This is a genomic window from Candidatus Effluviviaceae Genus I sp., from assembly GCA_016867725.1.
Classification (GTDB): domain Bacteria; phylum Joyebacterota; class Joyebacteria; order Joyebacterales; family Joyebacteraceae; genus VGIX01.
On sequence record VGIX01000008.1, the window covers coordinates 14044 to 38340 of the forward strand.

General features: G+C 70.5%; 21 protein-coding genes. 14 read left to right on the forward strand and 7 right to left on the reverse strand.

Features of this window, described 5'->3' with window-relative positions; translation table 11 throughout:
- Positions 1–5: 5 nt before the first annotated feature.
- Together polX and FJY74_03570 are read left to right on the forward strand one after the other, a co-directional pair.
- Complete coding sequence (polX, locus tag FJY74_03565) at positions 6–1718, forward strand: DNA polymerase/3'-5' exonuclease PolX (GenBank protein MBM3307382.1); 1713 nt, start codon at positions 6–8, stop codon at positions 1716–1718.
- Between the two features lie 110 nt (positions 1719–1828).
- Entirely contained in the window at positions 1829–2455 is a 627-nt protein-coding gene (locus tag FJY74_03570; GenBank protein MBM3307383.1) for a hypothetical protein, read from the forward strand.
- A gap of 115 nt (positions 2456–2570) precedes the next feature.
- Here FJY74_03570 and FJY74_03575 read toward each other — a convergent pair whose 3' ends face one another.
- From FJY74_03575 to FJY74_03585, 3 genes are all read right to left on the reverse strand, one after another.
- The gene (locus FJY74_03575) at positions 2571–3461 is read right to left on the reverse strand and encodes a M48 family metallopeptidase (protein MBM3307384.1); all 891 of its coding nucleotides are present in this window, start codon (positions 3459–3461) and stop codon (positions 2571–2573) included.
- Positions 3462–3546: 85 nt separating this feature from the next.
- Positions 3547–4092: a LemA family protein gene (locus FJY74_03580; GenBank protein MBM3307385.1), complete on the reverse strand. Its 546-nt coding sequence runs from the start codon at positions 4090–4092 to the stop codon at positions 3547–3549.
- A gap of 133 nt (positions 4093–4225) precedes the next feature.
- A complete protein-coding gene (locus FJY74_03585; protein ID MBM3307386.1) occupies positions 4226–6472 on the reverse strand; it encodes a copper-translocating P-type ATPase in 2247 nt (748 codons plus the stop codon).
- Between the two features lie 152 nt (positions 6473–6624).
- Here FJY74_03585 and FJY74_03590 point away from each other — a divergent pair, with 152 nt between their 5' ends.
- A complete protein-coding gene (locus tag FJY74_03590) occupies positions 6625–7029 on the forward strand; it encodes a YjbQ family protein (GenBank protein MBM3307387.1) in 405 nt (134 codons plus the stop codon).
- On the forward strand, positions 7026–7652 hold the full coding sequence (locus FJY74_03595) for a hypothetical protein (GenBank protein ID MBM3307388.1): 627 nt from the start codon (positions 7026–7028) through the stop codon (positions 7650–7652). The genes FJY74_03590 and FJY74_03595 overlap by 4 nt, the downstream gene beginning before the upstream one ends.
- A 112-nt stretch (positions 7653–7764) precedes the next feature.
- Here the strand turns inward: FJY74_03595 and FJY74_03600 are convergent, their stop codons facing one another.
- Genes FJY74_03600 through FJY74_03610 form a run of 3 tightly spaced genes read right to left on the reverse strand, consistent with a single transcriptional unit; the run spans position 7765 to position 10088 of the window.
- Positions 7765–8763, reverse strand: a complete 999-nt coding sequence (locus tag FJY74_03600; GenBank protein ID MBM3307389.1) for a CPBP family intramembrane metalloprotease — start codon at positions 8761–8763, stop codon at positions 7765–7767.
- Between the two features lie 10 nt (positions 8764–8773).
- On the reverse strand, positions 8774–9445 hold the full coding sequence (locus tag FJY74_03605) for a hypothetical protein (protein MBM3307390.1): 672 nt from the start codon (positions 9443–9445) through the stop codon (positions 8774–8776).
- A 28-nt stretch (positions 9446–9473) separates the two neighbouring features.
- Positions 9474–10088: a hypothetical protein gene (locus FJY74_03610; protein ID MBM3307391.1), complete on the reverse strand. Its 615-nt coding sequence runs from the start codon at positions 10086–10088 to the stop codon at positions 9474–9476.
- A gap of 660 nt (positions 10089–10748) precedes the next feature.
- Here FJY74_03610 and FJY74_03615 point away from each other — a divergent pair.
- Positions 10749–11660: a PorV/PorQ family protein gene (locus tag FJY74_03615; GenBank protein ID MBM3307392.1), complete on the forward strand. Its 912-nt coding sequence runs from the start codon at positions 10749–10751 to the stop codon at positions 11658–11660.
- On the opposite strand, the gene FJY74_03620 is transcribed toward FJY74_03615, so the two are convergent.
- Positions 11657–12454, reverse strand: a complete 798-nt coding sequence (locus FJY74_03620; protein MBM3307393.1) for a metallophosphoesterase — start codon at positions 12452–12454, stop codon at positions 11657–11659. The genes FJY74_03615 and FJY74_03620 overlap by 4 nt on opposite strands.
- A 256-nt stretch (positions 12455–12710) precedes the next feature.
- Between FJY74_03620 and FJY74_03625 the strand changes: the two genes are divergently transcribed.
- The 9 genes from FJY74_03625 to priA all read left to right on the forward strand — a co-directional run bounded on the left by FJY74_03625 (position 12711) and on the right by priA (position 24208).
- A complete protein-coding gene (locus FJY74_03625; protein ID MBM3307394.1) occupies positions 12711–13049 on the forward strand; it encodes a hypothetical protein in 339 nt (112 codons plus the stop codon).
- 5 nt (positions 13050–13054) lie between these two features.
- Positions 13055–14548, forward strand: a complete 1494-nt coding sequence (locus FJY74_03630; GenBank protein ID MBM3307395.1) for a Do family serine endopeptidase — start codon at positions 13055–13057, stop codon at positions 14546–14548.
- A gap of 30 nt (positions 14549–14578) precedes the next feature.
- Complete coding sequence (locus tag FJY74_03635) at positions 14579–15433, forward strand: sigma-70 family RNA polymerase sigma factor (GenBank protein ID MBM3307396.1); 855 nt, start codon at positions 14579–14581, stop codon at positions 15431–15433.
- A 189-nt stretch (positions 15434–15622) separates the two neighbouring features.
- Positions 15623–16939 carry an insulinase family protein gene (locus FJY74_03640; protein MBM3307397.1) on the forward strand — a complete coding sequence of 439 codons (1317 nt, stop codon included), beginning with the start codon at positions 15623–15625 and terminating at the stop codon, positions 16937–16939.
- A 48-nt stretch (positions 16940–16987) separates the two neighbouring features.
- On the forward strand, positions 16988–18310 hold the full coding sequence (locus FJY74_03645; protein MBM3307398.1) for an insulinase family protein: 1323 nt from the start codon (positions 16988–16990) through the stop codon (positions 18308–18310).
- A 46-nt stretch (positions 18311–18356) separates the two neighbouring features.
- Positions 18357–19748 carry an N-acetylmuramoyl-L-alanine amidase gene (locus FJY74_03650; GenBank protein ID MBM3307399.1) on the forward strand — a complete coding sequence of 464 codons (1392 nt, stop codon included), beginning with the start codon at positions 18357–18359 and terminating at the stop codon, positions 19746–19748.
- 9 nt (positions 19749–19757) lie between these two features.
- The gene (locus tag FJY74_03655) at positions 19758–20690 is read left to right on the forward strand and encodes a YbbR-like domain-containing protein (protein ID MBM3307400.1); all 933 of its coding nucleotides are present in this window, start codon (positions 19758–19760) and stop codon (positions 20688–20690) included.
- Between the two features lie 19 nt (positions 20691–20709).
- On the forward strand, positions 20710–21723 hold the full coding sequence (gene tsaD / locus FJY74_03660) for a tRNA (adenosine(37)-N6)-threonylcarbamoyltransferase complex transferase subunit TsaD (GenBank protein ID MBM3307401.1): 1014 nt from the start codon (positions 20710–20712) through the stop codon (positions 21721–21723).
- Between the two features lie 22 nt (positions 21724–21745).
- The gene (gene priA / locus FJY74_03665; GenBank protein MBM3307402.1) at positions 21746–24208 is read left to right on the forward strand and encodes a primosomal protein N'; all 2463 of its coding nucleotides are present in this window, start codon (positions 21746–21748) and stop codon (positions 24206–24208) included.
- The last annotated feature ends 89 nt before the right edge of the window (positions 24209–24297 follow it).

A 24297-nucleotide genomic window follows, 5' to 3' on the forward strand; every position in this document is an offset into this window, starting at 1 on the left:
CCGCGATGAAGAACAAGGAGATCGCCGAGATCCTCTCGAGCCTCGCGGACATCCTCGAGATCACGGGGCAGGACCCGTTCCGCGTCAACGCGTATCGGCGGGTCGCGCGCATCGTTGACGATCTTCCCACCGACGTCGCCGAGCTCTCGGCGTCGGGCGCGATCACCGAGGTGCCGGGCATCGGGAAGGGCACCGCCGAGAGGATCGCGGAGTACCTCGCGAGCGGGCGCATCGCGGCGTACGAGGAGGCGAAGAGGACGATCCCCGCCGGCCTCTCGGAGCTTCTCCTGGTTCCCGGCCTCGGGCCCAAGACCATCGGCCTTCTCTGGAAGTCCCTGGGCGTGAAGTCGCTGTCGGGACTGAAGCGCGCGCTCCGCGGCAGGAAGATCCTCGAGCTCCCGGGCATCGGCCCGAAGAAGGTCGAGAACATCGAGGCGGGCGTGCGCGCGCACGAGTCGCGGTCGGGGCGGCTCACGCTGGGCGCCGTCCTGCCGACGGCCCGGGAGGTCATCGGCGCGCTCGCCGCGATCCAGGGCGTCGAGCGCGCGGACCTTGCCGGGTCCGTCCGGCGGCGGCGCGAGACCATCGGCGACATCGACGTGCTCGCGGCGAGCGCGAAGCCGGCGGCCGTCGTCAGGGCCTTCGTGAAGCTGCCGCTCGTTGAGGAGGTGCTGGCCGCCGGGACGACGAAGGCGAGCGTGCGCGTCGCGGGGGCGCTCCAGATCGACCTCCGCGTCGTGAAGCCGGGTCAGTACGGCGCGGCGCTCATGTACTTCACCGGCTCGAAGGAGCACAACGTCCGCCTGCGCGGCATCGCGCAGGAGAAGGGGCTCAAACTCAACGAGTACGGGTTGTTCAAGGGCGCGAAGGCTGCCGCGGCGCGGACCGAGGCCGCGGTCTACGAGAAGCTCGGTCTCCCGCTTGTTCCCCCGGAGCTCCGCGAGGACCGCGGCGAGGTCGAGGCCGCGATGGCCGGAAGGCTGCCCGAACTCCTCGACGGCGCGCAGATCCGAGGCGACCTCCACGTTCACTCGAACTGGAGCGACGGCGGCTCGACCATCGAAGAGGTCGCGCGCGCGGCGAAGGCGCGGGGATACTCGTACGTGGCGATCACGGACCACACGCGCTCTCTCGGCATCGCGCACGGGCTGTCCGTCGAGCGGCTCGAGCGGCAGCTCGAGGAGATCACGGCCCTGAACAAGAGGCTCAGGGGGTTCAGGGTGCTTTCCGGATCCGAGGTGGACATCCTCTCCGACGGGCGCCTCGACCTGCCGGATGCCGTCCTGGAGCGGCTGGACGTCGTCGTCGCATCCATCCACAGCGGCTTCCAGCAGAGCGAGGACAGGATCACCGGGCGGATCGTCTCGGCCGTCGAGAACCCCCGCGTGGACATCATCGGCCACCCGACGGGGCGGCTGCTCGGCACGAGGCCGGCGTACGCGGTCGACCTCGGCCGCGTGATGGAGGCCGCCGCGAAGAGCGGCGCCGCGCTCGAGATCAACTGCTACCACGAGAGGCTCGACCTCAACGACGTCAACGCGAGGAGGGCCGTCGAACTGGGAGTTCGACTGGCGCTCGGAACCGACTCGCACCACGTGGACCAGTTCTGGATGATGGAACTCGGCGTGGCGACCGCACGGCGCGCCTGGGCCGGCCCGGCGTCGGTGCTGAACACGATGCCTGCGGCCGCGCTCCTGAGGCATCTGAGCAGGGGCTGAGGGCTGGGGCGTCCCGGTGCTTGACGACCTTCGTCAGTCGTGGTAAGATTCGGTATGAAGGGGATGGAGTTCCCGTCTGCGGACGACACTGCAGGAAGGTGAGGTGCGGCATGAGACGGACCAGCGTGTGCGCGATGGCTCTGGCGGCGATGATCGGGGGCCTCGGCGCCTCGGGCGCGCAGGGGGCGGTGGCGTGCGGGGCGGTCGGTGACGTGACCGAGGGACAGAACGGCGCGTACATCTACACGGTGACGGTGACGTGGGACTTCGGCGGGGAGGCGCTGCCTGACGAGATCAACCTCGTACTGCCGACGCTCTTCGACTGCGAGTTCTACACGCCCGGCAACGCTCTGGAAGCGAACTACGTGATCCCGCTCGGAGGCACCTCCTTGGCGCAGCCTGGCTGCTACAATGTCGCCGGAGCTCCTTCCAGCACGATCGCCTGGATCGGCACGATGAGGTTCTTCGACGAGTTCTGCTGGATCGAGGGAGTCCACGTCCGCTTCGCCAACACGGGAGCGACGGTCAACTGCCTGCCGCTCTCGGCGGACACGGGCGTGTTCTCGTACGCCTCGTTCGGCGCGCCGCTTCCCTCCGCAGTCTACTACGACGCACTCGTGATCCGGGCGGGCGACGAGTGCATCGTGTGCGACTACGAGGGACCGCTGCCCGACTGCAACCTCTGGGCGCCCGTCGAGCAGACGACCTGGACCACGATCAAGGTTCTCTACCGATAGCGCACGGCCGGCTGGCGACGAAAGAGGGACGCCCGCTCGGGCGTCCCTCTTGTCTTCATCGGCCGTGTTGCGCGGTGCGCCGGCCCCGACCGGGCGGCCGGCCCGCGCGGGAGCGCTACATCGCCCTCAGGGCCGCGACGCGCTTCTCGATGGGCGGGTGGGTCGAGAAGAGCTCGTTCATCGTGCCCCCGATGTCCTTGAGCGGGTTCACGATGTAGAGGTGCGCGGTCGCCTTGTTCGCCGCCTCGAGCGGCTCGCGGTCTCGGTCCAGCTTCTCGAGCGCGCTCGCGAGGCCCTCAGGATACCGCGTGAGCCTCGCCGCATTGGCGTCCGCGAGGAACTCGCGGCGCCGCGAGATCGCGAGCCGGATCAGCTGCGCGATGATCGGGGAGAGGATGGCGAGGGCGAGCGCGACGAGCATCAGGATCATGCCGGCCTGCCCGCCGCCCACGTCGCGGCGACGCCTCCCGCCCCCCCAGAGGAACGACCGCAGCATCCAGTCGCTCACGAGCGCGACGGTCCCGACCATCACGACGGTGAGCGTCATGAGCAGCATGTCGTAGTCGGCGATGTGCGCCATCTCGTGCCCGATGACGCCCTCGAGCTCAGCGCGGTTGAGCTTCTGCAGGAGCCCCGTCGTCACCGCGATGGCGGCGTGCTCGGGGTTCCTGCCCGTCGCGAACGCGTTCGGGGCCGTGTCGTCGATGACGTAGAGCTTCGGCATCGGCAGGCCGGCGGCGATGGCCAGCCCCTCGACCGTGTTGTAGAGGTAGGGGAATTCCTGCTTGGTGGCCGGCCGGGCCCTGCTGATGGCGAGGACGATCTTGTCGCTGTTGTAGTATCCCGCGAACGCCATCACGCCCGCGATGATCGCCGCCATGACGGGGGCGACCGGTCCCCACACCGTGGTCTTTCCGAAGATCCAGCCCAGGAAGATGACGAACGCCACGAAGAAGGCGACGAGCAGCCCGGACTTGGCCTTGTTGCTCGAGATCTGCTCCCACATGGATTCAGGCTCCGGACGGTGGAGCGCCGCGGGCCCCGGGGTCGCCAGTGGCGCCCGCGCAGGGCCCGCGGCACGTTGCGACGGCCTAGAACTTCACCTTCACCGGCTCACGCTCCGCCTCGCCGACCTCGAAGTAGTCCCTCGCGGCGAAGTTGAACATGGCGGCGACGATGTTGGACGGGAACTTCTCCCGCATGTTGTCGTACTTGAGGACGGTGTCGTTGTAGAACTGGCGCGCGTAGGCGATCTTGCTCTCCGTCCCTGCCAGCTCCTCCTGCAGCATCATGAAGTTCTGGTTGGCCTTGAGCTCCGGATAGGCCTCGGCGACCGCGAAGAGCGACTTGAGGGCGCCGGTGAGCATGTTGTTGGCCTCAGCCTGCTCCTTCACGCCACCGCCCTTCATGAGCGCGGCGCGCGCCTCCGTCACCCTCTGAAAGACCTCCTTCTCGTGCGACGCGTACCCCTTCACGGTCTCGACGAGGTTCGGGATGAGGTCGGTCCGCCGCTTGAGCTGGACGTCGATCTGGGACCACGCGTTCTCGATGCGGTTCCTGAGGACGACCAGTCCGTTGAACGTCCCGATCACGTAGAGGACGATGACTCCGATCACGATGAGAAGAGCGATCAGCATGTCCTTCTCCCTTCAGGATGGCCTCTGCCGCCGGCGCCTCCCTCGACGCGGCGCATGCGGGGTCGGCCGGGTGGCTTACCTAACCTATATAGGCGCCGGTATTCGGGCGTCAATGGGAATCGCCCTGTCGGCGTCACGCGGAGGCCTGTGCGGCCGCCGCGCCGTTCGTCTGCCGCCGAGGTGCGGGCGTCAGCCTGACGCGGCGCAACCTGAGCGAGTTCGACACGACCGACACGGACGAGAAGGCCATCGCGAGCGCCGCGTACATCGGCTGGAGCGTGATGCCGAAGGCGGGGTAGAGCGCGCCGGCCGCTATGGGAATGCCGACCGTGTTGTAGAAGAACGCCCAGAACAGGTTCTGGCGGATGACCCGCATCGTCGCGCGCGACAGCCTGACGGCGGTGGCGACCCCGGTGAGGTCGGGCCGAAGGAGCGTGATGTCCGAGGCCTCGGCGGCCACGTCGGTCCCCGTGACGAGCGCGACGCCGACGTCGGCGGTGGCGAGGGCCGGAGCGTCGTTGATGCCGTCGCCCACCATGGCCACGACCTCGCCCGCGGCGCGGAGTCGCTCGACGGCCGCCACCTTGCCGTCGGGGAGGACCTCGGAGAGCACGCGGTCGATGCCGGCCTCGCCGGCCACCGCGCGGGCCGTCCGCTCGCGGTCACCGGTGAGCATCACGACCGAAAGCCCCATGCCTCGCAGATCGGCGACGGCACGCCTCGCCTCGGGCCGGAGCGTGTCGCCGACCCCGATCGCGCCCAGGTAGCGGCCGTCCCGGGTGACCAGGAGGGGAGTGAGGCCCTTCCGGGCGAGCGCGTCGCCTGCGCCGTCCGGGGCGGCGACGCCGTGCTCCGCGAGGAGCGCGCCCGTGCCCACGATCACGGTCGCGCCGCCGACCGAGGCGCGCACGCCGCGGCCGGGCAGCGCCTCGAACCCCTGTGCGCCGTCCACGGCCAGCCCGAGGCGCAACGCCTCGGACACGACGGCGGCCGCGATCGGGTGCTCCGAGGGTCGCTCGGCGGCCGCGGCGACCGCGACGAGCTCGTTCTCCGTGACCCCCGGCGCCGGCGACGCGCCGGCGAAGGACATCCTGCCTGCCGTGAGCGTCCCCGTCTTGTCGAGGACGACCGTCGTGAGGCGGTGCGCGGTCTCGAGCACGGCGCCGCCGCGGACGTAGATCCCCATCTCGGCCGCGCGGCCGGTGCCGACCATGATGGCCGTCGGCGTCGCGAGCCCCATCGCGCACGGGCACGAGATGACGAGCACCGACACGAAGGACAGCAGCGCGGGCGCGAGGCGGGGCTCCGGGCCGAAGAGGAGCCACGCGGCGAGCGTGACGAGCCCGACGCCGAGGACCGCGGGCACGAAGACGGCGGCAACCCGGTCGGCGAGGCGCTGGATGGGCGCGCGCGACCCCTGCGCCTCTTCGACCATCCTGATGATCCCCGCGAGCACCGTCGCCTGCCCCGTGCGCGTGGCCGTAAAGGTGAACGAGCCCGTGGTGTTGATCGTGCCTCCGACCACCTCGCTTCCCGGCCCCTTGTCCGCGGGCGCGCTCTCGCCCGTGACGAGCGACTCGTCCACGGCCGATGCGCCGCTCGATACGACGCCGTCCACGGGGACGCGCTCGCCCGGCCGAACCACGACCACGTCGCCCGGGACGACCTCGTCCGCGGGGACCTCCGTCTCGGCGCCGCCGCGGACGAGGCGCGCGCGCTTCGGCGCGAGCCCGGCGAGCTTCCTCACGGCCTGCGAGGCCCTGCCGGTGGCCCTCCGCTCGAGGTAGCGCCCCAGGAGGACGAGGGTGATGATCATCGCGCTCGACTCGAAGTACACGTGGCCGCCGTGGTCGCCGCCTCCGTGGGGCAACGCGCGCGGCGCGAACGTGGCGACCGTGCTCAGGGTGTAGGCCGCTCCTGTGCCGATGGCGACGAGCGTGTTCATGTCGGCGGTCCGGCGGCGGAGCGTTGTGGCAAGCCCCTGGAAGAAGCGGCGGCCGGGCCAGAACATCACGGGCGTCGCCAGCGCGAAGGACACGACGTTGCGAACGGCCACGGGGACGTGGTGCACGAAGGGGAAGAAGTGCGGCATGCCCAGAACGAACACGCCGGCGGACAGCGCGGCCGCGGCGACGAGATCTCGCCGCAGCGCGTTCATCTCGCGTGCCTCGCGCTCCTCCCGTGACTCCGTGGACCGCGTCTCGAGCGCGGCGCCGTAGCCCGCCGCGCGCACCGCCTCCGCGATGGCCTCGGGCGTCGCGCGCGCGGGGTCGAACGCGACGCTGGCGGTCCTGAGCGCGAGGTTGACCGACGCGGCGGTCACACCGGGCACCGCGCCGATCGCGCGCTCGACCCTTCCCGAGCACGCCGCGCACGACATGCCCGTGACCGCGAAGGTCGCCTGCGTCGTGCCTGCCACTGTCGCCTTCCCCCCGTGGGTCGCCCGGCGCCCCGTTGACACCGCGCCCGCGGCCCCGTATCATCCCGCCGCCGGCCGACGACCGCGCCGCTCCGAGGCAAAGGGGGCGCCCCATGGACAGGACGATCACCCTCAGAACCCCGTCACGAACCGCCCTCGTTGACATCACGCGCGACGTCGAGCGCGCGGTCGCTGAGATGGGCCTCGAGCACGGGGCCGTCGTCGTCTACGTTCCCCATACTACAGCCGCCGTCACCATCAACGAAAGTGCCGATTCCGACGTCGCGAGCGACATCGAACGCGCGCTGTCGCGGCTGGTGCCCGCGTCGCGCGACTACGGCCACACTGAGGGAAACGCGGACGCGCACATCAAGTCGAGTCTGATCGGCTGCTCGCGGACCCTGCTCGTGCGCGGCGGGCGGCTTGTCCTCGGGACCTGGCAGGGCGTGTTCTTCTGCGAGTTCGACGGCCCGCGCTCCAGGAAGGTCCTCGTCGCCGAGATCGGAGGAAGGCCATGACCATGAGGGCATTCGGAACGGCCGCGCTGGTCGCGGCGATCGCGATCGCTGCGCTTGCGGCCGCGCCCGCTCGCGCGGACGAGGTGACGGATGCGATCGCCGCCGCGCAGGCTGCGTATGGCGCGGGGAACCTCGTCGGCGCCGGGGCGGGGCTCGAGACGGCGCTGCTCCTCCTGCGCGCACAGCTCGCCGCGCGGCTGGCGGAGTTCCTCCCTGCGGCTCCGAGCGGCTGGACCGCCGGGCCGCTCAAGGAGGCGGGGACCGATCCGAAGGGGGCGGGCTCCGCGGGCGGCCTCGTGGTGTCGCGCTCGTACGGAACGCCCGCGGGCACCACGATCGGCGTGTCCATCGCCGTGGACTCGCCGCTCCTCGGCTCCCTTCGCATGATGGCGAGGAACCCGGCGCTCGCGTCCATGGCGGGCCACCCGGGCATGCGGACGACGACGGCCTGCGGGTTCGACGCGGTCGAGACCTCCGACGAGCGCGGGCTCCGTGAGGTGAGCGTCCTGATCGGAGCGCGCGCGATGGCCTCGGTGTCGGGCCGTGACGGACGGGACGCGGCCGGCGTGAAGACCCTCGCCGACGCGCTCGACTGCCCGGGGATCGCGGCCGTGCTCGAGTGATACGAGGATCGCAGGTGAGGATCGCATGGCCGCGCACCCATCGGCTGTGCGATCGCGGCGGGCGGCGCGGGGCGGTGCCGCCCGCTTCGCTTCCCGCGCCCTCAGGCGGGGGTCAGCCGGAGCGGTGGCGCCGGGATCGCCGCGCGATGAGCCACGCCGCCCAGACGCCCAGCGCGAGGGTCGTGACGAGGCTGGACTCCGGACCGAAGCGGCCTGCCGCGCCTTCGGCGCCCGTCGCTTCCGCGACGTCCAGGATGCCGCGCAGCGGGAGGCCGCTCACGGGGAGGGTGAAGACGTAGCCGAGGAGGAAGTTCCACCCGAAGTGGAACCCGATGGGCATCCAGAGCGCGCCCGTGCGGAAGAAGAGGAAGGAGAGAAGCGCTCCCACGGCGGCGATGTTCAGGACCGCCATCGCGTTCGCGCCGGGGTTGACGCCGTGCATGACGGCGAAGACGGCGGACGAGACGATGACGGATGCCGCTCTTCCCGCGCGCTCGTTGAGCGTCTGCAGCACGTAGCCGCGGAACATGAGCTCCTCGTAGAACCCGACGAGGAGGAAGGCGGCGAGGACCCCGACGAGGTAGCCGGCAGCGTTCGTGCCGTCGGGCGCCGGCCGCGCGAACCCGCGCAGCTCAACGGCCCCCGACGCAAGCGAGAGCAGGAAGACGCCGAGCAGGATGACGAACGAGAGCCCCACACCCTTCCAGAACTGGGCGCTCCACCCTGGCCTGCGCTCGAGACCGAGCGTGCGAAGCCGCCTCCCGTCGACGAGGCGAACGAACGCCCACGTGTAACCGATGCTGTAGAGCCCAAGCAGGATCACCGTCGGCAGCATGAAGTCCGACAGCCACTCCATGATGCCCTCGGTGCCCCTCGCGAGCAGCTGCTCGTCGATCGCTGGGAGCGCCACGAGGCCGAACGCGTGCATGACGCCGAACGCGACCATGCCGGCCAGGGACAGCACGACGGCGACGAGGAGGTAGCCCAGAAGGAAGAGCGCAACGCGGGCGTAGGGGTGGATCGGGCTTCGCGGAGGCTGGGTCGGGGGCTGCGGGGCCGCGAACGGCTCAGGCATCGCGGCGCCGGGGCCGCGGGGGCGAAGGTCGGTCACGATCGGTCTCTCAGTCCCGCTCCGGGAGAGGCTTCACCCCGCGCCCGAGGTACAGAGCCTTGATGGCTCCCCATGACGTCTGCTCGCGACCCGCTCGCCCCAGCCAGTCGTCCAGCTCCTGCCACTCGACGATCTCGAACAGGGGCTCGCCCGAGGGCCCGACGTCGTCGGGATCCAGGCGGATCTCGAAGAGGCTCGGCATGGTCGCCCAGTATGTCCACACGCCGATGTAGATGCGCAGATCGACCGCCTCCCGGTACCGCCAGCCGATCGGGCGACCCTGTCCCCCAAGCGCTCTCAGGGTCTCGATCGCCACGGGCGTGAGCCTGAGCTCGATGCGGCTGGGGCTCAGCGGCCCGTCGCCGAACATGCTCTCGTGGATGGCCTGCTCCACGGCCTTCCCCCAGTAGCCGGGCTCGAGCTCCGGATCATTCTCGACGTCCCGCTCGCTCAGGTAGAAGAGCATGCTGTCGGCGAGACAGTCCAGGTAGACCTCGAGGTCCATGTTCTCGTACGCCCACACGAACTGCGCGATGAGGCTGTCGGGGCTTGCGCGAAGAGGATAGGGGAGCTCGACCGGATCGTCGGTCTTCGTCGGACTCGAGCAGCCCGAGAGCCCGAGTCCCGCAAGGAACGCGAGCCATGCCGCCGCGATCACCGCCGTCGTTCGTCTTGCTCTCACTTTCCCCCCCGGACATCCCTCGATCGGCCTAACGGAACAGGGCCTTGATGGACCCCCACGAGCTTTCCGCGCCGCGCCCGCTCCGCGCGCCCTCGAGGTCTTGCCAGCGCCAGATCTCCCACAACTGCTCGCCCTGCGGGCCTGTCTCGTCCTGGTCGATCCGGAGCCGGAAGAGGGACGGTGCCGTCGCCAGGTAGGTCCACGCCCCCATGTACACTCTGAGGTCCACGGCCTCCTTGTACTGGTAGTGGGTACCCGTCCCGTCGCCCGGATCCACCGGGAGGGGATCGCCCACCTGCGTCAGCGTGAGGAGGATGTTGTCGGCGTGATCGCCTTCTGCCCCGAACATCTGCTCATGAATGACGCGCTCCTCCGCGTTTCCCCAGTACCCGGGCTCGAGGTCGGGGTCGTTCTCGACGTCACGCGGGTTCAGGAGGAAGATGAAGTCCGCGGCCAGGCAGTCGAGGTAGACCTCGACGTCCATGTTGTCGTATGCCCACTGAAGCCGTTCCAGGACCTTCGCAGGACTCGTGCGCAGCGGCGGGAGGTCTGCCTGGTCGTCGCTGTTCGCGGGGTTCGCGCACCCTCCTCCGAAGGCCGCCGCGGCGGCCAGCATGATCGAGATCGCAAGGGGCCGACGCATCGCCCACCTCCGGTCCGCGGGGAGACGCTCTCGTGGCCTGCGCGCTGTCGCGCGGCCACGGATGTCTCGCCCCGGTCACCGCTCCTGAAGACGAGTATCACGCTCTTCGCCTGGCAGGTCAACAGCCACGCCGGCGGTCACTCCGTCGACGGTGGCCCCAGCGTGAGCACTCCCCGGTGTCACCCGTGTTGACAGGACGGGCGCCCATGCCGAGGGGCCGCCATCAGCCGCAAACCGCTCCACCCGGGCATACCGTGGCGCCTTCAGCGGTTAGGCGCGCTCTCGCCCCCATGACTCCCCTGTCGCCGGCGCTGGCACGCCGCTTGATATCAGGGAGGGCAAGCGCTTGTGTCTCGCGCGAGACGCGGTAGGGGCCGGGCGGGGGGCGATCTGAAAAGGGGCAGGTCTTCCTCAGCCCGGCACCCGCCGAACGGGTGGCGGGCGCCGTGACGGCGGCCCACATGCTCCTTGCACGCCCTCCGGCGGTTGACTAAACTGGCCCGTGCGGCGTCTCGTGTGCTACGTCCGCAGCCTCACTGAGCTCGACGCCGCGTCGCGACGAAGAACGCCCGAAGAGGCACCACTCGGGAGGCCGGTTCTCACCGCATGCACGGGGGGAAGCCCCCGCGTCCGTGACCGATGATCCCGCAGGAGGACCCCATGGCCCGCGCGCTCGTTCTCGCACTTGCTGCCGCCCTCGCGTTGATCCCGGCAATGGCCGTCGCCGAAGACGGCACCGCGGGTCTCGCCTTCCTCAAGCTGGGAGTGGGCGGGAGAGCGATAGGCATGGGCGATGCCTACACGGCCGTGGGGGGCGATGCGTCCTGCCTCTACTGGAACCCCGCCGGTTGCGTGCAGGTCGAGAGCATCGACGTGCTCCTGATGCACAGCGAGTGGTTCGAGGGCGTGCGGTACGAGTTCCTGGGCGGCGTGCGATCGTACGGGCACCAGGCGTTCGGTCTCGGCGTCTTCGGGCTGTACATGGACGATCTCGAGAGGCGGGAAGGCCCCACGTCTGAGCCCATCGGTCACTTCGGCGTCTTCGACTTCGCCGTCACGGGCGCCTACGCGCGTCGGCTGACCGACTGCCTCGACGTCGGAGCTTCGCTCAAGTACCTGCATGAGAAGATCGACGACGAGCTGGCGACGGGCGTCGCGGCCGACCTCGGCGCAAGGTACAGCATCCCCATGGTCGAGGGTCTCTCCGCCGGTCTGGCCGTCCAGAACCTCGGTCCCCAGATGAGCTTCGTCGAGGAGAAGTTCGATCTTCCGGTCGCCTACCGCATCGGCGCCGCATACGACACGCCGGTCACCGGTCTGAATGGCCGGCTTCTCGTTGTCAGCGATGTCGTGCTGCCGAGCGACGGTGACACGAAGACGCACTTCGGGTTCGAGTTCGCCTACGCGAACGCGGTCGCGCTGCGCTTCGGGTATCGAACGGGCTGGGACAATCAGAACGTCTCGGTCGGCCTTGGGGCGAGGGTCCGGAACCTGAGGCTGGACTACGCGTACGTTCCGTTCTACTCGGACCTCGGAGACACGCACCGGCTGTCGCTCGGGGTCGAGCTCTAGGGCGCAACGCGGGAGTCATCGGCTGACTCGCCGCCGGGCGGCCTGCAGCCGCCCTGGGGCTGCGACGGCACGAGTGAGTCCCCGTCCCAGCGAAGCAGCCTGAAGCCGCTCTCGCCGAGCTCCACCACGGACCTGGTCCACATCCAGTCACCCACGATCACGGCGGTGCCGTGCGCCGTCCTCCACATGCACTGCCTGTGGACATGCCCCACGACGGCCCCGTCGAAGCCCTCGAGCAGCTTGGTCTCAAGGAACGTTCTCATGGGCGGGAGCGCGCGCTGGATGCGCTCCTCCGTGATCTCCGAGAGGCCCGAAGCCCAGCGGGCCATGGACCACCCGATCGACGGCGGGACGAGGCTGAAGCCCGCGATCGCCGCGCGGCTCCTGATGACGGCCTTGAGCGCCTTGTAGCGGCGGTCGCCCGCCGGGAGACCGTCGCCGTGCGCTATGAATAGGCGCTTTCCGAAGTGCGTCTCCACCACCGGCTGCCTGTGGACGCTACCTCCCGTGAGTCTCTCGAAGACCGGGCCGGCCCAGTAGTCGTGATTCCCCCCGATGAACCGCAGCGCAACTCCGGATCGCGTGAGCGACCGGAGAGCGCTCAGCATCTGCTGATACGCGCGGGGCTTGCTTCGGGGGAACTCGAACCAGAAGTCGAAGAGGTCGCCCACCGCGTACAGCATGCTCGCGCGCCCGCTCAGGTGCGCGAGGAAGTGAAGGAGATCATGCTCCTTGGCAAGCTCGCTCGCGGGGGACTCGGAGCCGAGATGGGCATCCGCTATGAAGTAGACCATTCTGGTGTCGTGCCTCGGACGCGAGAGAAGCGGGCGCGGTGCGCGCGTGAGCGGGTCTCAGGCCGGCCAAAAGCCCTTGACCCGGTGCAACTTCATCCATATGCTGGCATCCAAGCTACCGGGTTCGGGGACGGTCTTGGGGGTTCCCTCCCGGCTCAACTTCTGCGAAGCCACCAGTGTCAGTACCCCCCTGCGAGTATAGGATCCCGGACTCGCTGCGGCAAGCGAAAGGCCGCAGCAGCGGAGGGCCATCGCCATGGCAAGCCTGTGGGACGACGTGAAGAACGCGATACTCGACGGCTATGTCTACGCTGCGGACAAGGCTGAGGAGCTGTCGCAGGTCGGCCGCGCGAAGGTGGAGATTCTGCGGCTCAACCGGTCCATCGCGCGAACGATGAGCGAGGTCGGTGGGCGCGTCTTCGACCTCTTCGAGCGCGGCACGCAGGCGGACATTCCGGAGGACGAGGAGATCGCGTCGGCGGTGAAGCGCATTGCGGCGCTTCGCGCCGATGTGGCGAAGCTCGAGCGCGAGATCGAACGCATCCGGGCGGATCGCGCGAGGTACGGCGAGCGCGGTTCCAACGACAGGAGGTAGCCGAGATGAGGCACGTGCGAGCTGGAGCCGGCGCGGTGGTCAGTGGAGCGATCCTCGTCGCGGCAGGTGTCGTCCTGGGCAGCCTCGTGACAGCCCACTGCGGGTGGTCAGCGGACTCCGCGGCCGACGAGCCGTCGCACGTGAGTCTCTCGAAAGCGGCCGCCGCCGTAGGTGGGCGCAGCCCCTTCGTCGCCGTCGCGGACGCCGTGTTGCCCGCCGTCGTGAGCGTCGACACGAAGCGCACGGTGAAGGTCACGAACGACCCGTTCCGCGGCATGCTCCGCGACTTCTTCGGCGAGCGGATGTACCGCGACTACTTCGGCCAGGAGCGGGAGCGGGAGTACGAGATGCCAGGGTCGGCATCCGGGTTCATCTACGACGATCGGGGCTACATCCTCACGAACAACCACGTGGTCCAGGGCGCGGACAGGATCGAGGTGACCCTGACGGACGGGCGCCCCTTCCTGGCCGAAGTCGTCGGCCGCGACCCCAGCACCGACATCGCCGTCCTCAGGATCAAGGGGGAGAACCTCCCGGCCCTGAAGCTGGGCGACTCCGACGGTCTCCGGGTCGGGGACTGGGCGATCGCTGTGGGCAACCCCCTCGAGCTCAAGGGCACCGTGACCGTGGGCGTCGTGAGCGCCCTCGGCAGGTCCGACCTGCGCATCCGTGGCGGCGCGCCGCTCTATCAGGACTTCATCCAGACGGACGCATCCATCACGTTCGGGAACAGCGGCGGCCCGCTGGTGAACATCGATGGTGAGGTGGTGGGGGTCAACACCGCGGTGAACGCAGCGGCCGGTGGCATCGGCTTCGCGATTCCGATCAACATCGCGCGGCATGTCGCGGAGTCGCTGCTCGACAAGGGCAAAGTCGTTCGGGGCTACCTGGGCATCGTGCCGCAGGACATCACGGCCGAGCTCGCGGAGGCGACGGGGCTCGACGACACGGACGGCGTCATCGTCGCGAGCGTTGAGACCGGGACGCCCGCCGCGAACGCCGGCATCACCCCGGGCGACGTCATCGTGGAGTTCGCCGGCACCGAGATCAAGAGCATGAGCCAGTTCAGGCGAGTCGTGGCCTCGGTGACGCCGGGAGAGAAGGTCCCCGTGACGATCGTGCGCGACGGGCAGACGAAGCGCCTGACGGCAACGCTTGCCGAGCGGCCGGACGAGGTGGCGGCCGCGCCGGAGCCGGAGACTGCCGGAAGCGAAAAGTGGTTGGGCATCGAGGTCGTGGGTCTTGATGACCCGATCGCCCGCCAGGTGCAGCCGAGCGCGAGCACGGGCGTGTTCGTCGTCGGCGTCGAGCCCGGCAGCGCTGCCGCGGCTGCGGGCCTGGAGAGCGGAGATGTCATTCTTGAGGTCGGCGGCAGGAGCGTCGCCGGTCTGAAGGACTACCGTGACGCTGCCGCGGCGCTCGCGGGCTCGAAGCGCGCGATCGCTTTCCGGATCCAGCGTGGCGAAGCGAAGTACTTCGTGGCAGTCAGGCCGAAGTGACGCGCGAGGTGCGGAGAGGAGGGGTGGGGAGTGCCGTACTACGGAAGCCTCACTGAGGAAGACAGGAGCCTGGAGTCGTACCTCCAGGAGATCTCCCGGACGCCGCTGCTGACGCGGGCCGAGGAGCAGGAACTGGGGCGGCGGATCCTGAGAGGGGACCGCAGCGCGCGCGACAAGCTCGTCATGGCGAACCTCAGGTTCGTCGTGAGCGTCGCCAAGGTGTACGCGCGCCGCACCGGCGCCCCGATCATGGACGTCATCAACCAGGGAAACCTCGGTCTGCTCGAGGCCGCGAAGCGGTTCGATGCGACGCGGGGGCAGAAGTTCATCACGTACGCCGTGTGGTGGATCCGGCACTCGATCCTGAAGGGGATGTCCGAGCAGTCGGGCGCGATGCGGCTGCCGCTCAACAAGGCGGGAGCGATCAGGCGGATGTGGAGGATCATCGAGCGCCTGAGGCAGGAGTCCGGGCGCGAGCCGACGGACAGGGAACTCGCGCGCGCGATGCGCCTCAAGGTGAACGACGTCGAAACGCTCAGGGAGCTCTCGGTCGGGAGCCTGTCGCTCGACGCGCCCCTCTCGCAGGAGGACGGCCTCGAGCTGTCCGACCTCGTGGCGGACGAGACCCGCGACCCGGGCCTCGCCAGTCTGCACTACGAGTCGCTCGGGCAGGAGCTGGGCACCGCGCTCGGGGCGCTCACCGACAGGGAGCGCACGATCCTCCGCCACTACTACGGTCTGGGTGGTGCCCGCAAGCAGACGCTCGAGGAGATCGGCGTGATGCTGGGTCTCACCCGTGAGCGCATCCGCCAGATCAAGGAAGAGGCGATCGGGAAGCTCCGGAGCTCGCCCGATCTGAGCAGCCTCAGGATCTATCTGAACTAGCCCGTCGGAGCGCGCGTCACCGCGCTCGACCTCTCGGCGCCCGCTGGGTCGAAACACCTTGACGGGTCTTCCGCTCGTTCCATAGTATTCAGCGCTTGACGCGGGCGACTGCGGCCCCGCGGCTCCGGCCCGATGCGCCGCGCTTGCGGCGCGGCGGGCGCCACCTCGCGGACGGCTTGAGAGGTCAGGATGGCACGGTTGTCCCGCTCGCTTCTGGCCGCGCTGCTCCTCGTCGGAGCGAGCTGCGCGAGGCAGGAGCCGAGCGGTCCTCAGGTGCGGCATCTGCAGAACGGCCTCACGATCATCGCCAAGCCCAGCCGGGCGGCGGACGTCGTCTCCGTGCAGGTCTGGGTGCGGGACGGCACCATCTACGAGTCCCCGAGGGACGCCGGAGCATCGAGCGTCCTTTCGGAGCTGGTGCGGCCTTCGCCGGCCCTCTCGGGCGCGGGGGAGGCTGCGCTCGCCGTCGAGGCGGTCGGCGGAAGGACCGAAGCCGAGCACAGCCAGGATCATGTCTGCTACGAGGTGACGGTGCCCGGTCGACACCTGGATCTCGCGCTCCGGGCGTTGAGCGATGCCGTGCTTCGCCCGCCCCTCGAGCCCGCATCGGTCGAGCGAGCGAAGACCGCCGTCGTCAGGCGGACGGCCTCGCTCATGAGCCGTCCCATCGACCGTGCCCTTCAGATGTGTCTTGCGGCGATCATGCCGCGACATCCGACCGCGCGACCGCCTGCCGCTTCCGCGTCCGACCTGGCCGCGATCGATGCCTCTGTGCTCGAGGATTGGTGGTCGCGCCGCTACGTCGGCGCGAACATGGTGGTCGTCGTCGTGGGGAACGCAGAGCCGCGCGACGCGGCCGACAGGGCCGAGAAGGCGTTCTCGGGCGTCGCGGCCGGAGAGCGCGCCGAGCCGTGGTCCTCGTCGGTCGAGTGGCTCACGGCCCCGGCGCGTGTGGACGCCGGCATCGAGACCGACTCCGAACGCGCGACCATGATGATCGGGTTCCCCGGACCGGGTGTGAGCGATGAGGACCACGTCGCCGCCGACGTCCTCATGATGGCGCTGGCCGGAAGCAGGTCCTCCAGAATGAGCAGGGCGCTCGTGGCCGAGCGCGGGATCGCATGGTCGGTCGGCGGCGGGTGGTACACCAGGACGCAGGCGAGCCCCTGCTTCATCTGGATGGAGCTGGACCCCGTGAACGCGCTCGCCGCGGAGGCGGCCGTCGTCGATGTCGTCGAGTCGCTCGCCGAACGGCCACTCGACGCCGATGATCTCGCGCGCGGCAAGGCGCTTCTCACGTCGTACATGGTCTTCGCCTCCGAGACGGCAGCGCAACAGGCCGCCTACGAGGGGTACTGGTTCATCGTGGCCGACGAGGGCTACGCCGACTCGTACTTCGACAGGATCGAGGCGGTCACCGTGGAGGACCTGCGGGGAGCCGCGGTGAAGTACCTGCGGCCCGAGTCACGCGCCACGGTCGTGCTTGAGCCGCACTGGGTGAAGTAGCGACGCGCTCGGCGGGCGCCGTCGACTCTGGGGAGGATGAGGCAGAACATGAGTCCGGCGAAGCGGGCGGTCGCTCTGGCCCTTGTGACGGCCGCGCTTCTGGGAGCGGGCGCGCCGACGCAGGCCGGGGACGTCGTCAAGCGGCGTCTCGGCAACGGTGTGACCCTCATCGCGGTCCCGAGCCCGTGGAACAAGGTGCTCGCGGTCTCCGTGCTGGTGGACGCCGGGTCCAAGCACGACCCGCCGGGGCTGTCGGGCCTTGCCCGTGTCACCGCCGAGCTTCTGCTCTCCGGCGCGACGACCATCCCGCGCGCGGAGATCGAGGAGACCGTGGACGACCGCGGGATCAGGCTCGGGTCGTACACGACGGAGGACTTCACGGAGATCTACGTGGTGTCCACCATCGACCAGTTCGATGCCGCGATCGACGTGCTGTCCGCTCTCGTGACACAGCCCGCGTTCGACGGCCGCGACCTCCCGATCGTGCAGCGGAGGGTCGTGGAGGATCAGGAACGCGCGCTGAACGACCCGTTCGCGGCATGCTACGCGCGGCTCAACGAGATCCTGTTCGAAGGGCATCCGTACGCCGTTCCTCCGAGCGGCACGAAGAGCGGCGTGGCCGCCCTGACACGGGACCACGTGACACGGTTCTACGCCGACCGCTACAGGGGTGGGAACATCGTCGTGACCGCCGTGGGCGACTTCCGCGAGGACGAGGCCATGCGGAAGCTCGGCGCCTGCTTCGCGGCGTGCGCGAGCGGCAGGGTTCCACCTCGCGGGATCCCGCTCAAGCAGCCGAAGGAGCCGGTCAGCTACGAGTTCCATCGCGACGTGAGCCGGGGGTGCGTCACGATCGGCTTCGCGACTCCCCCCATGGGGTCGCACGACGGCGCCGCGGTTCGCGTGCTGGCATCCGTGCTCGGCGAAGGGAAGGCGGCGCGCGGGCGCATCCGCGACGCGTTGCCGCCCGATGACGCGTCGTCGTCTCAGGCCGGCGTGCTGAATCCCGAGGGCGTCGAGCAGGGGCGGCTCGTCCTGTTCGCTTCGACGGCCGACGTTGACGCGGCGGCCGCCGCGCTCGGGGAGATCATCGAGCGGCTGCGCTCCGAGCGCGTGCCGGACGCCGAGCTGGCCGAGGCAAAGGAGCGGCTGCTCGGCCAGATGGCGCTCTCGGGGCAGAGGAACATCGAGCGGGCCGGGCGGCTCGGGATCGGCGAGATCGCCCGCCTGGGCCACGACTCCAGCGACCGCCTCGCCCGGAGCATCGAGGCCGTGAGCGCCGAGGACGTCAGGCGCGCCGCCGTGAAGTACCTCTCGAACCCGGTCACCGTGACCTTGAGGCCGGGCAGGGTCTCGCGGACGCAGCTCTAGACCGATCGCCGTCGCCCGCGGCGATCGGCATGGAGGCACCACGCTCTTGACGCGACAGATCGGACAGCGGATCGCGCCGCTCCTCGGGCTGCTCGCAGCTCTCGGCGCAACGCTCAGCGCGCCCGCGGCGCAGCGCGTTGCCGCGGTCAGGCACTGGACCGCGCCCGATCACACCCGCATCGTCGTCGATCTCAACGAGGCCCCTGAGCACTCCACGAGGCTGCTGACCGGTCCCGATCGCATCGTCGTGTTCGTCGCCGCGGCGCAGCTCGGAGGCTCGGCGGAGCCGACGCCTGTCGGCGACGGCCTCGTTGAGAGAGTGCGGCTGAACCAGCTCAGCAAGGGCGTGCAGATCGTCGTCGACCTCGCGCGTCCGTCGGCCCACAACGTCTTCGATCTCAAGCCGTACGCGGGCAAGCCCCACCGCGTCGTCATCGACGTCTTCCGCAACGGCTCCTCCACGGCCGGCGGGGCCGCAACGACCCAGAGCCCCGCGCGAACGCCGACCGAGTCCGCCCTGAACGCCCCGAGCCTCGCGCCTGCCGCGTCGCCGCCGAGCGCCGCCCCGACGCAGGCGCGCTCGTCCCAGGCAGGGACAACCCGCCCGCGCCTCGTTGTGATCGACGCCGGCCACGGGGGCGAGGACCCCGGGGCGGTCAGCGGCAAGCTGGCCGAGAAGGACATCGTGCTCGACATCGCCAAGCGGCTGGCGAAGGAGCTCGAGACGCGCCCGGGTGTCGAGGCGAAGCTGACGCGCACCGGCGACTACGGCATGTCCCTCGGCCGCCGGCGGCAGATCGCCAGGCAGGCGCAGTGCGATCTCTTCGTGAGCGTGCACGCCAACAGCGCGCCCAACAAGGACGCGCACGGAACCGAGGTGTTCTTCCTCTCGCCCAGGGGGGCGACGGACCAGAAGGCCCGCGAGCTCGCGGACAGGGAGAACGCCGCTGACCTGGTCGGGGGCGTATCGCCGGACGCCGACGAGGACGTGCTCTCGATCCTCGTGGACCTCAAGATGACCGACAGCATCGAGAAGAGCGCGGACCTCGCGGAGATCATCTCCTCGGAGCTCTCGCGGTGCAAAGTGGCGAAGTGCTCCGTCAAGCAGGCTGGGTTCGTCGTGCTCAAGTCGCTTGAGATGCCCTCGGTGCTCGTCGAGGTGGGGTTCCTGACGAACAAGAACGACAGGAAGAACCTCGGCGGCGCCGACTACCGAGCCGCGTACGCCGAGTGCCTTGCCGGAGCCATCGTGGCGTACTTCGACCGCTACGCGCCCATCGTCGCCACGGGTGGCCGCCACCGCGTGGCGGTCGGCGAGACGCTCTGGAGCATCGCGCGGCGCTACGGGATGACCGTCGAGGATCTGCGACGCGCGAACAGCCTGCGCGACGACGCGACGATCCGCGTTGGTCAGGACCTCATCGTGAGAGGGGAGTGAGGCCACGCCGTGTCGCTCCGGGACCTGCTCACGCAGAACCGCACTCTGAAGGTGGCCGCCGCGATCGCCGCCCTCGTGCTGTGGCTCCTCGCGAAGGGCGAGCAGACGACCGCGCGGGAGTTCGTTGTTCCCCTCGTGCTGAGGGGCGTCCCCGAGGGGCTCACGACCGCCGCGCGCGTTCCGGAGTCGGCGCGGATCGTCCTCAGCGGGGCGAACAAGGAGCTGCTCAGACTCGGTCTGTGGGGGGAGCCGTACGCGGTCGTCGACCTCTCGGGCGCCGACCCCGAGGTGACGATCCGCGTGTTCCTGTCGGAAGCGGACGTCGTGCTGCCGCGCGACTCGCGCGTGGCCGTGACCGAGGTCCGCCAGCCGAGAGTGCTGGACATCCACCTGGACCGCGTGGCCGAGCGGCGCCTCCCGGTCCGGACGGTGCTCGAGGGCGCTCCGGCCCGGGGGTACTACCTCGTCGGTGAGCCGCTCTGCTTCCCGGACTCCGTGGCCGTGATCGGGCCGGCCCGCGTCGTGGCCGCGCTCGAGTCGGCCCCCACGGAGCCGCTCGACCTCTCCGGTCGCAGGGAGAGGATCGAAGCGACGAGGACGGTGGATGTCTCCCTCGACGCGAACCTGCACGCGGTCCCGAGGGAGGTTCGAGTGGCCGTCGACATCGAAGGGACCTCAACGAGGCGGCTTTCCGGTGTGAGGGTGAGGGTGGAGCGCGAGACGGGGGGCGCGTCGGCAGCGGTGACTCCGGCCAACGCCGACGTCGACCTGTCCGGGCCCGCGCACGTCATCGACGCGCTGACGACCGCGGACGTCGCGGTCGTCGTTGATGCCCGGGGCCTCCCGAGAGGCACCCACGAGGTCGTCCCGGAGGTCGTTCTCCCTGAAGGGGCCCTCCTGACATCGGTGACCCCCGCGCGGTTCACTGTCACGCTCGAGTAGCTGAGGCGGGAGCCTGGCCGTGCTTGTTCTTGGCATCGAGACGTCGTGCGACGAGACCGCTGCGGCTGTTCTCAAGGACGGCCGCAGCGTGCTCTCGAGCGTCGTCGCCTCCCAGGACGTCCACGCGGCGTTCGGAGGCGTCGTGCCGGAGTACGCGTCGCGGGCGCACATGCGACTCCTGGCGCCGGTGGCGCGCGCGGCGGTCGAGCGAGCCGGCGCGAGCTGGACCGACCTCGGCGCGGTCGCCGTGACGAACAGGCCGGGGCTCGTGGGCTGCCTCCTCGTCGGCGTCTCGTTCGCGAAGGCGCTCTCCTACGCGCTGGACATCCCACTCGTCGGCGTTGATCACGTGGAAGGCCACGTCTTCTCGCTCAGGCTCACGCGCCCCGATCTCGCGCTGCCGGCCGTGTGCCTCGTCGCGTCGGGCGGCCACACCGAGCTCGTGCTCGTCGAGGCGTGGGGCGCGTACCGGACGCTGGGGCGCACGCGCGACGACGCGGCGGGCGAGGCGTTCGACAAGGTGGGGAAGCTGCTCGGCCTTCCGTACCCGGCCGGCCCGGTGATCGAGCGGCTGGCGGCCGGGGGGAACGCGGAGGCGCACCGCTTCCCCAGGGCGATGATGGAGGCCGGCAACCTGGACTTCAGTTTCTCGGGCGTCAAGACGGCGGTGCGCCTCAAGGTTGGAGAGCTCGGGCGGACACCGGAGGGCGAGGAGCTCGCCGACGTCGCCGCCAGCTTCCAGGAGGCCGTCATCGACGCGCTTGCCGTCAAGACCATCCGCGCGGCCGAGCGCGAGCGCGTCTCGAGCGTGAGCGTCGGCGGCGGCGTGGCCGCGAACGACGCGCTGCGCCGCCGCATCGAGGAGGAGGCCGCGCGCGTGGGCGTCGAGTGCGTCTTTCCCCCCAAGGCCCTGTGCACGGACAACGGCGTGGTCATCGCGGCGGTCGGCGACTTCCTCCTCTCGACGGGCCATCGCGACGACCTCGCGCTGAGCGCCAGCGCGTCCCGCCTGGATCCCCTGGTGGCAAGCTGACGCGGCTTGCCGGTGAACCGCCATGACCAGGAAGTGCGTGACCGTTGCCGTGCCGCTCCCCGTCGCGAGCACGTTCGTCTACAGCGTGCCGGACGAGATGGCCGCGCAGGCCGTCGTCGGCGCGCGCGTCGTCGTGCCGTTCGGGCGTCGGCGGCTCACCGGCGTCGTGGTGGAGGAGAACTCCACGGCGCGGGTCGCGCGCGTCAAGGACGTGATCGAGGTCGTGGACGTCGTGCCCGCCCTCGGCGGAGCGATGCTCAGGCTGGGCGCGTGGATCTCCGAGTACTACCTCGCGCCGCCGGGCGAGGTGCTGCGCGCGATGCTGCCGCCCGGCACGTGCCCGGAAGGGCGGCGGTCGCTGCGCGTCACGGAAGCCGGCCACCGGGAGCTCGAGACGCGCGGGAGCAGGCTGTCGGAGCCGCGGCGCCGGATCCTCGAAGCCGTGGGGCGGCGGGGCGCCGCGTCGGTCGCCGTCGCGCTTCGGGACGCGGGCGCGCGCAGGGGTGGGGCGAGAGACATCGCGGCGCTCGCCGGCGCCGGTCTCGTCGAGATCGTCGAGGAGATCCGCGCGCCCCGCGCGTCGGTCGGGACCGAGCCGGTCGCCGTCCTGCGCGTGGGCGGTGACGAAGCGCGCGAGCGGGCGTCGGAGCTTGCGCGCCGGTCGCCTCGTCAGTCGGAGGCGCTTGCCGCGTTGGCCGACTCCCCGGACGGTCTTTCTCTCTCCGAGCTCCGAGCGCGGGGCGTGGCGGCCGGCGTGGTCGCCAGGCTCGAGGAGGCGGGGCTGGTCGGGCGCCGGGAGCGCGACCGGCCGCGCCTCTCGGTCGGGTACGAGGGGTGGGGCATGGACGATGAGGGCCCGCTCACGCCCGACCAGGAACGCGCGTGCGCCGTCATCCGGGGCTGCATCGAGAAGGGCGAGGGGAAGACCGTCCTCGTGCACGGCGTGACGGGGAGCGGCAAGACCCGCGTGTACAGCGAGGCGATCTCCGCGGCGCTCGAGAGGGGCAAGGGCGCGATCGTGCTCGTTCCGGAGATCGCCCTCACGCCGCAGATCGTGCAGCGCATGCGGGCGGCGTTCGGCGACACGGTGGCGGTCGTGCACAGCGGGCTGACCACGGCCGAGCGGTACGACACGTGGCGCGCGATCCGCGAGGGGCTCTTCCGCGTCGTCGTGGGGCCGCGCTCCGCGGTGTTCGCCCCCGTCGCGAACCTCGGCGTGATCGTCGTGGACGAGGAGCACGAGGCGACATACAAGCAGGCGGACTCGCCCCGTTACCACGCGCGCGACGTCGCTCTCATGCGCGGCCGCATCGAGAAGGCCGTCGTCCTTCTCGGTACGGCGACGCCGAGCCTCGAGACCTACCTGAACGCGCGCGACGGGAAGTACGGTCTCGTCGAGCTCGGTTCCAGGATCAGCGCCGCGCCGCTCCCGGACGTCGAGGTCGTCGACATGCGCGGGCAGGCGCCGGTGGACTCCGAGGGCGCGTTCTCACCCCTTCTCAGGGACGCCGCGACCGCCGCGCTCGCCGCCGGGGAGCAGATCATCCTCTTCCTCAACAGGCGGGGGTTCGCGTCGTTCGTGCAGTGCGTGAGCTGCGGGCACGCCGAGAGGTGCCCGCACTGCGACGTGTCGCTCACGTACCACTCGGCGGACCGCGCCATGCGCTGCCACTACTGCGGCCACACCGCGCCCGCCCCGGAGCGCTGCCCCAAGTGCGGAGGCGTCGCGCTTCGGTACGGGGCGCCCGGCACGCAGCGCGTCGAGAAGGCCGTGCACGAGCTCTTCCCCGAGGCGCGCGTCGCGCGGATGGACGCCGACACGACGACGCAGCGCGGCGCGCACTGGAAGATCCTGGGGGCGTTCGCGGCGGGGGAGACGGACGTGCTCCTGGGGACGCAGATGGTGGCGAAGGGCTTCGACTTCCCCGGGGTCGGGCTCGTCGGCGTCGTCGCGGCGGACGTGGGTCTGAACCTCCCCGACTTCCGGTCCGGCGAACGGACGTTCCAGCTGCTCACGCAGGTCGCCGGGCGGACGGGCCGCGGCGGTCGGCGCGGCCGTGTCATCGTGCAGTCGTACCTGCCCGACCACTACACGATCACGCTCGCGCGCGAGCAGCTGTTCGCGCCCTTCTTCGAGCGCGAGGTGGCGGAGCGCGAGACCCTCGGGTATCCGCCGTTCGCGAGGCTCGTCGCCGTCGAGGTGAGGGACCGCGACGAGCGACGCGTGATGCGCGCCGCCGCGCGGCTCGCCGAGTTCCTCGAGCGAGGCGCGTCGCAGATGCGCGGGCCGCGCCCGGACGTGCTCGGTCCGGCGCCCGCGCCGCTCGGCAGGATCAAGGGCGTCTTCCGCTGGCAGGTCATCGTGCGTGGGAGGGCGGGCTCCGCCAGAGCGCTCGTCGCGGGCGCGCTCTCGCAGCGAGCGGCGCTCAGGCTGCCGGACTCCGTCTCGCTCGCCGTGGACGTGGACCCGCAGGATCTCCTCTGACGGGCCGTCATCGAAGCGCCGCGCATCCCGCGCCCCGCCGCGCGCCCCCTGGGGGAGGTCCGCTCGGTGTGTTGACCGGGCGCGGTCCA

What these genes read in the sequence shown, in the direction of transcription:
- FJY74_03645 (MBM3307398.1), top strand. Translation starts at nt 16,988, where the DNA reads ATGAGTCCGGCGAAGCGGGCGGTCGCTCTGGCCCTTGTGACGGCCGCG.
- FJY74_03595 (MBM3307388.1), top strand. Translation starts at nt 7,026, where the DNA reads ATGACCATGAGGGCATTCGGAACGGCCGCGCTGGTCGCGGCGATCGCG.
- FJY74_03585 (MBM3307386.1), bottom strand. Translation starts at nt 6,472, where the DNA reads ATGTCGTGCGCGGCGTGCTCGGGAAGGGTCGAGCGCGCGATCGGCGCG.
- priA (MBM3307402.1), top strand. Translation starts at nt 21,746, where the DNA reads ATGACCAGGAAGTGCGTGACCGTTGCCGTGCCGCTCCCCGTCGCGAGC.
- FJY74_03615 (MBM3307392.1), top strand. Translation starts at nt 10,749, where the DNA reads ATGGCCCGCGCGCTCGTTCTCGCACTTGCTGCCGCCCTCGCGTTGATC.
- FJY74_03625 (MBM3307394.1), top strand. Translation starts at nt 12,711, where the DNA reads ATGGCAAGCCTGTGGGACGACGTGAAGAACGCGATACTCGACGGCTAT.
- FJY74_03570 (MBM3307383.1), top strand. Translation starts at nt 1,829, where the DNA reads ATGAGACGGACCAGCGTGTGCGCGATGGCTCTGGCGGCGATGATCGGG.
- FJY74_03630 (MBM3307395.1), top strand. Translation starts at nt 13,055, where the DNA reads ATGAGGCACGTGCGAGCTGGAGCCGGCGCGGTGGTCAGTGGAGCGATC.
- polX (MBM3307382.1), top strand. Translation starts at nt 6, where the DNA reads ATGAAGAACAAGGAGATCGCCGAGATCCTCTCGAGCCTCGCGGACATC.
- FJY74_03640 (MBM3307397.1), top strand. Translation starts at nt 15,623, where the DNA reads ATGGCACGGTTGTCCCGCTCGCTTCTGGCCGCGCTGCTCCTCGTCGGA.
- FJY74_03610 (MBM3307391.1), bottom strand. Translation starts at nt 10,088, where the DNA reads ATGCGTCGGCCCCTTGCGATCTCGATCATGCTGGCCGCCGCGGCGGCC.
- FJY74_03575 (MBM3307384.1), bottom strand. Translation starts at nt 3,461, where the DNA reads ATGTGGGAGCAGATCTCGAGCAACAAGGCCAAGTCCGGGCTGCTCGTC.
- FJY74_03580 (MBM3307385.1), bottom strand. Translation starts at nt 4,092, where the DNA reads ATGCTGATCGCTCTTCTCATCGTGATCGGAGTCATCGTCCTCTACGTG.
- FJY74_03590 (MBM3307387.1), top strand. Translation starts at nt 6,625, where the DNA reads ATGGACAGGACGATCACCCTCAGAACCCCGTCACGAACCGCCCTCGTT.
- FJY74_03620 (MBM3307393.1), bottom strand. Translation starts at nt 12,454, where the DNA reads ATGGTCTACTTCATAGCGGATGCCCATCTCGGCTCCGAGTCCCCCGCG.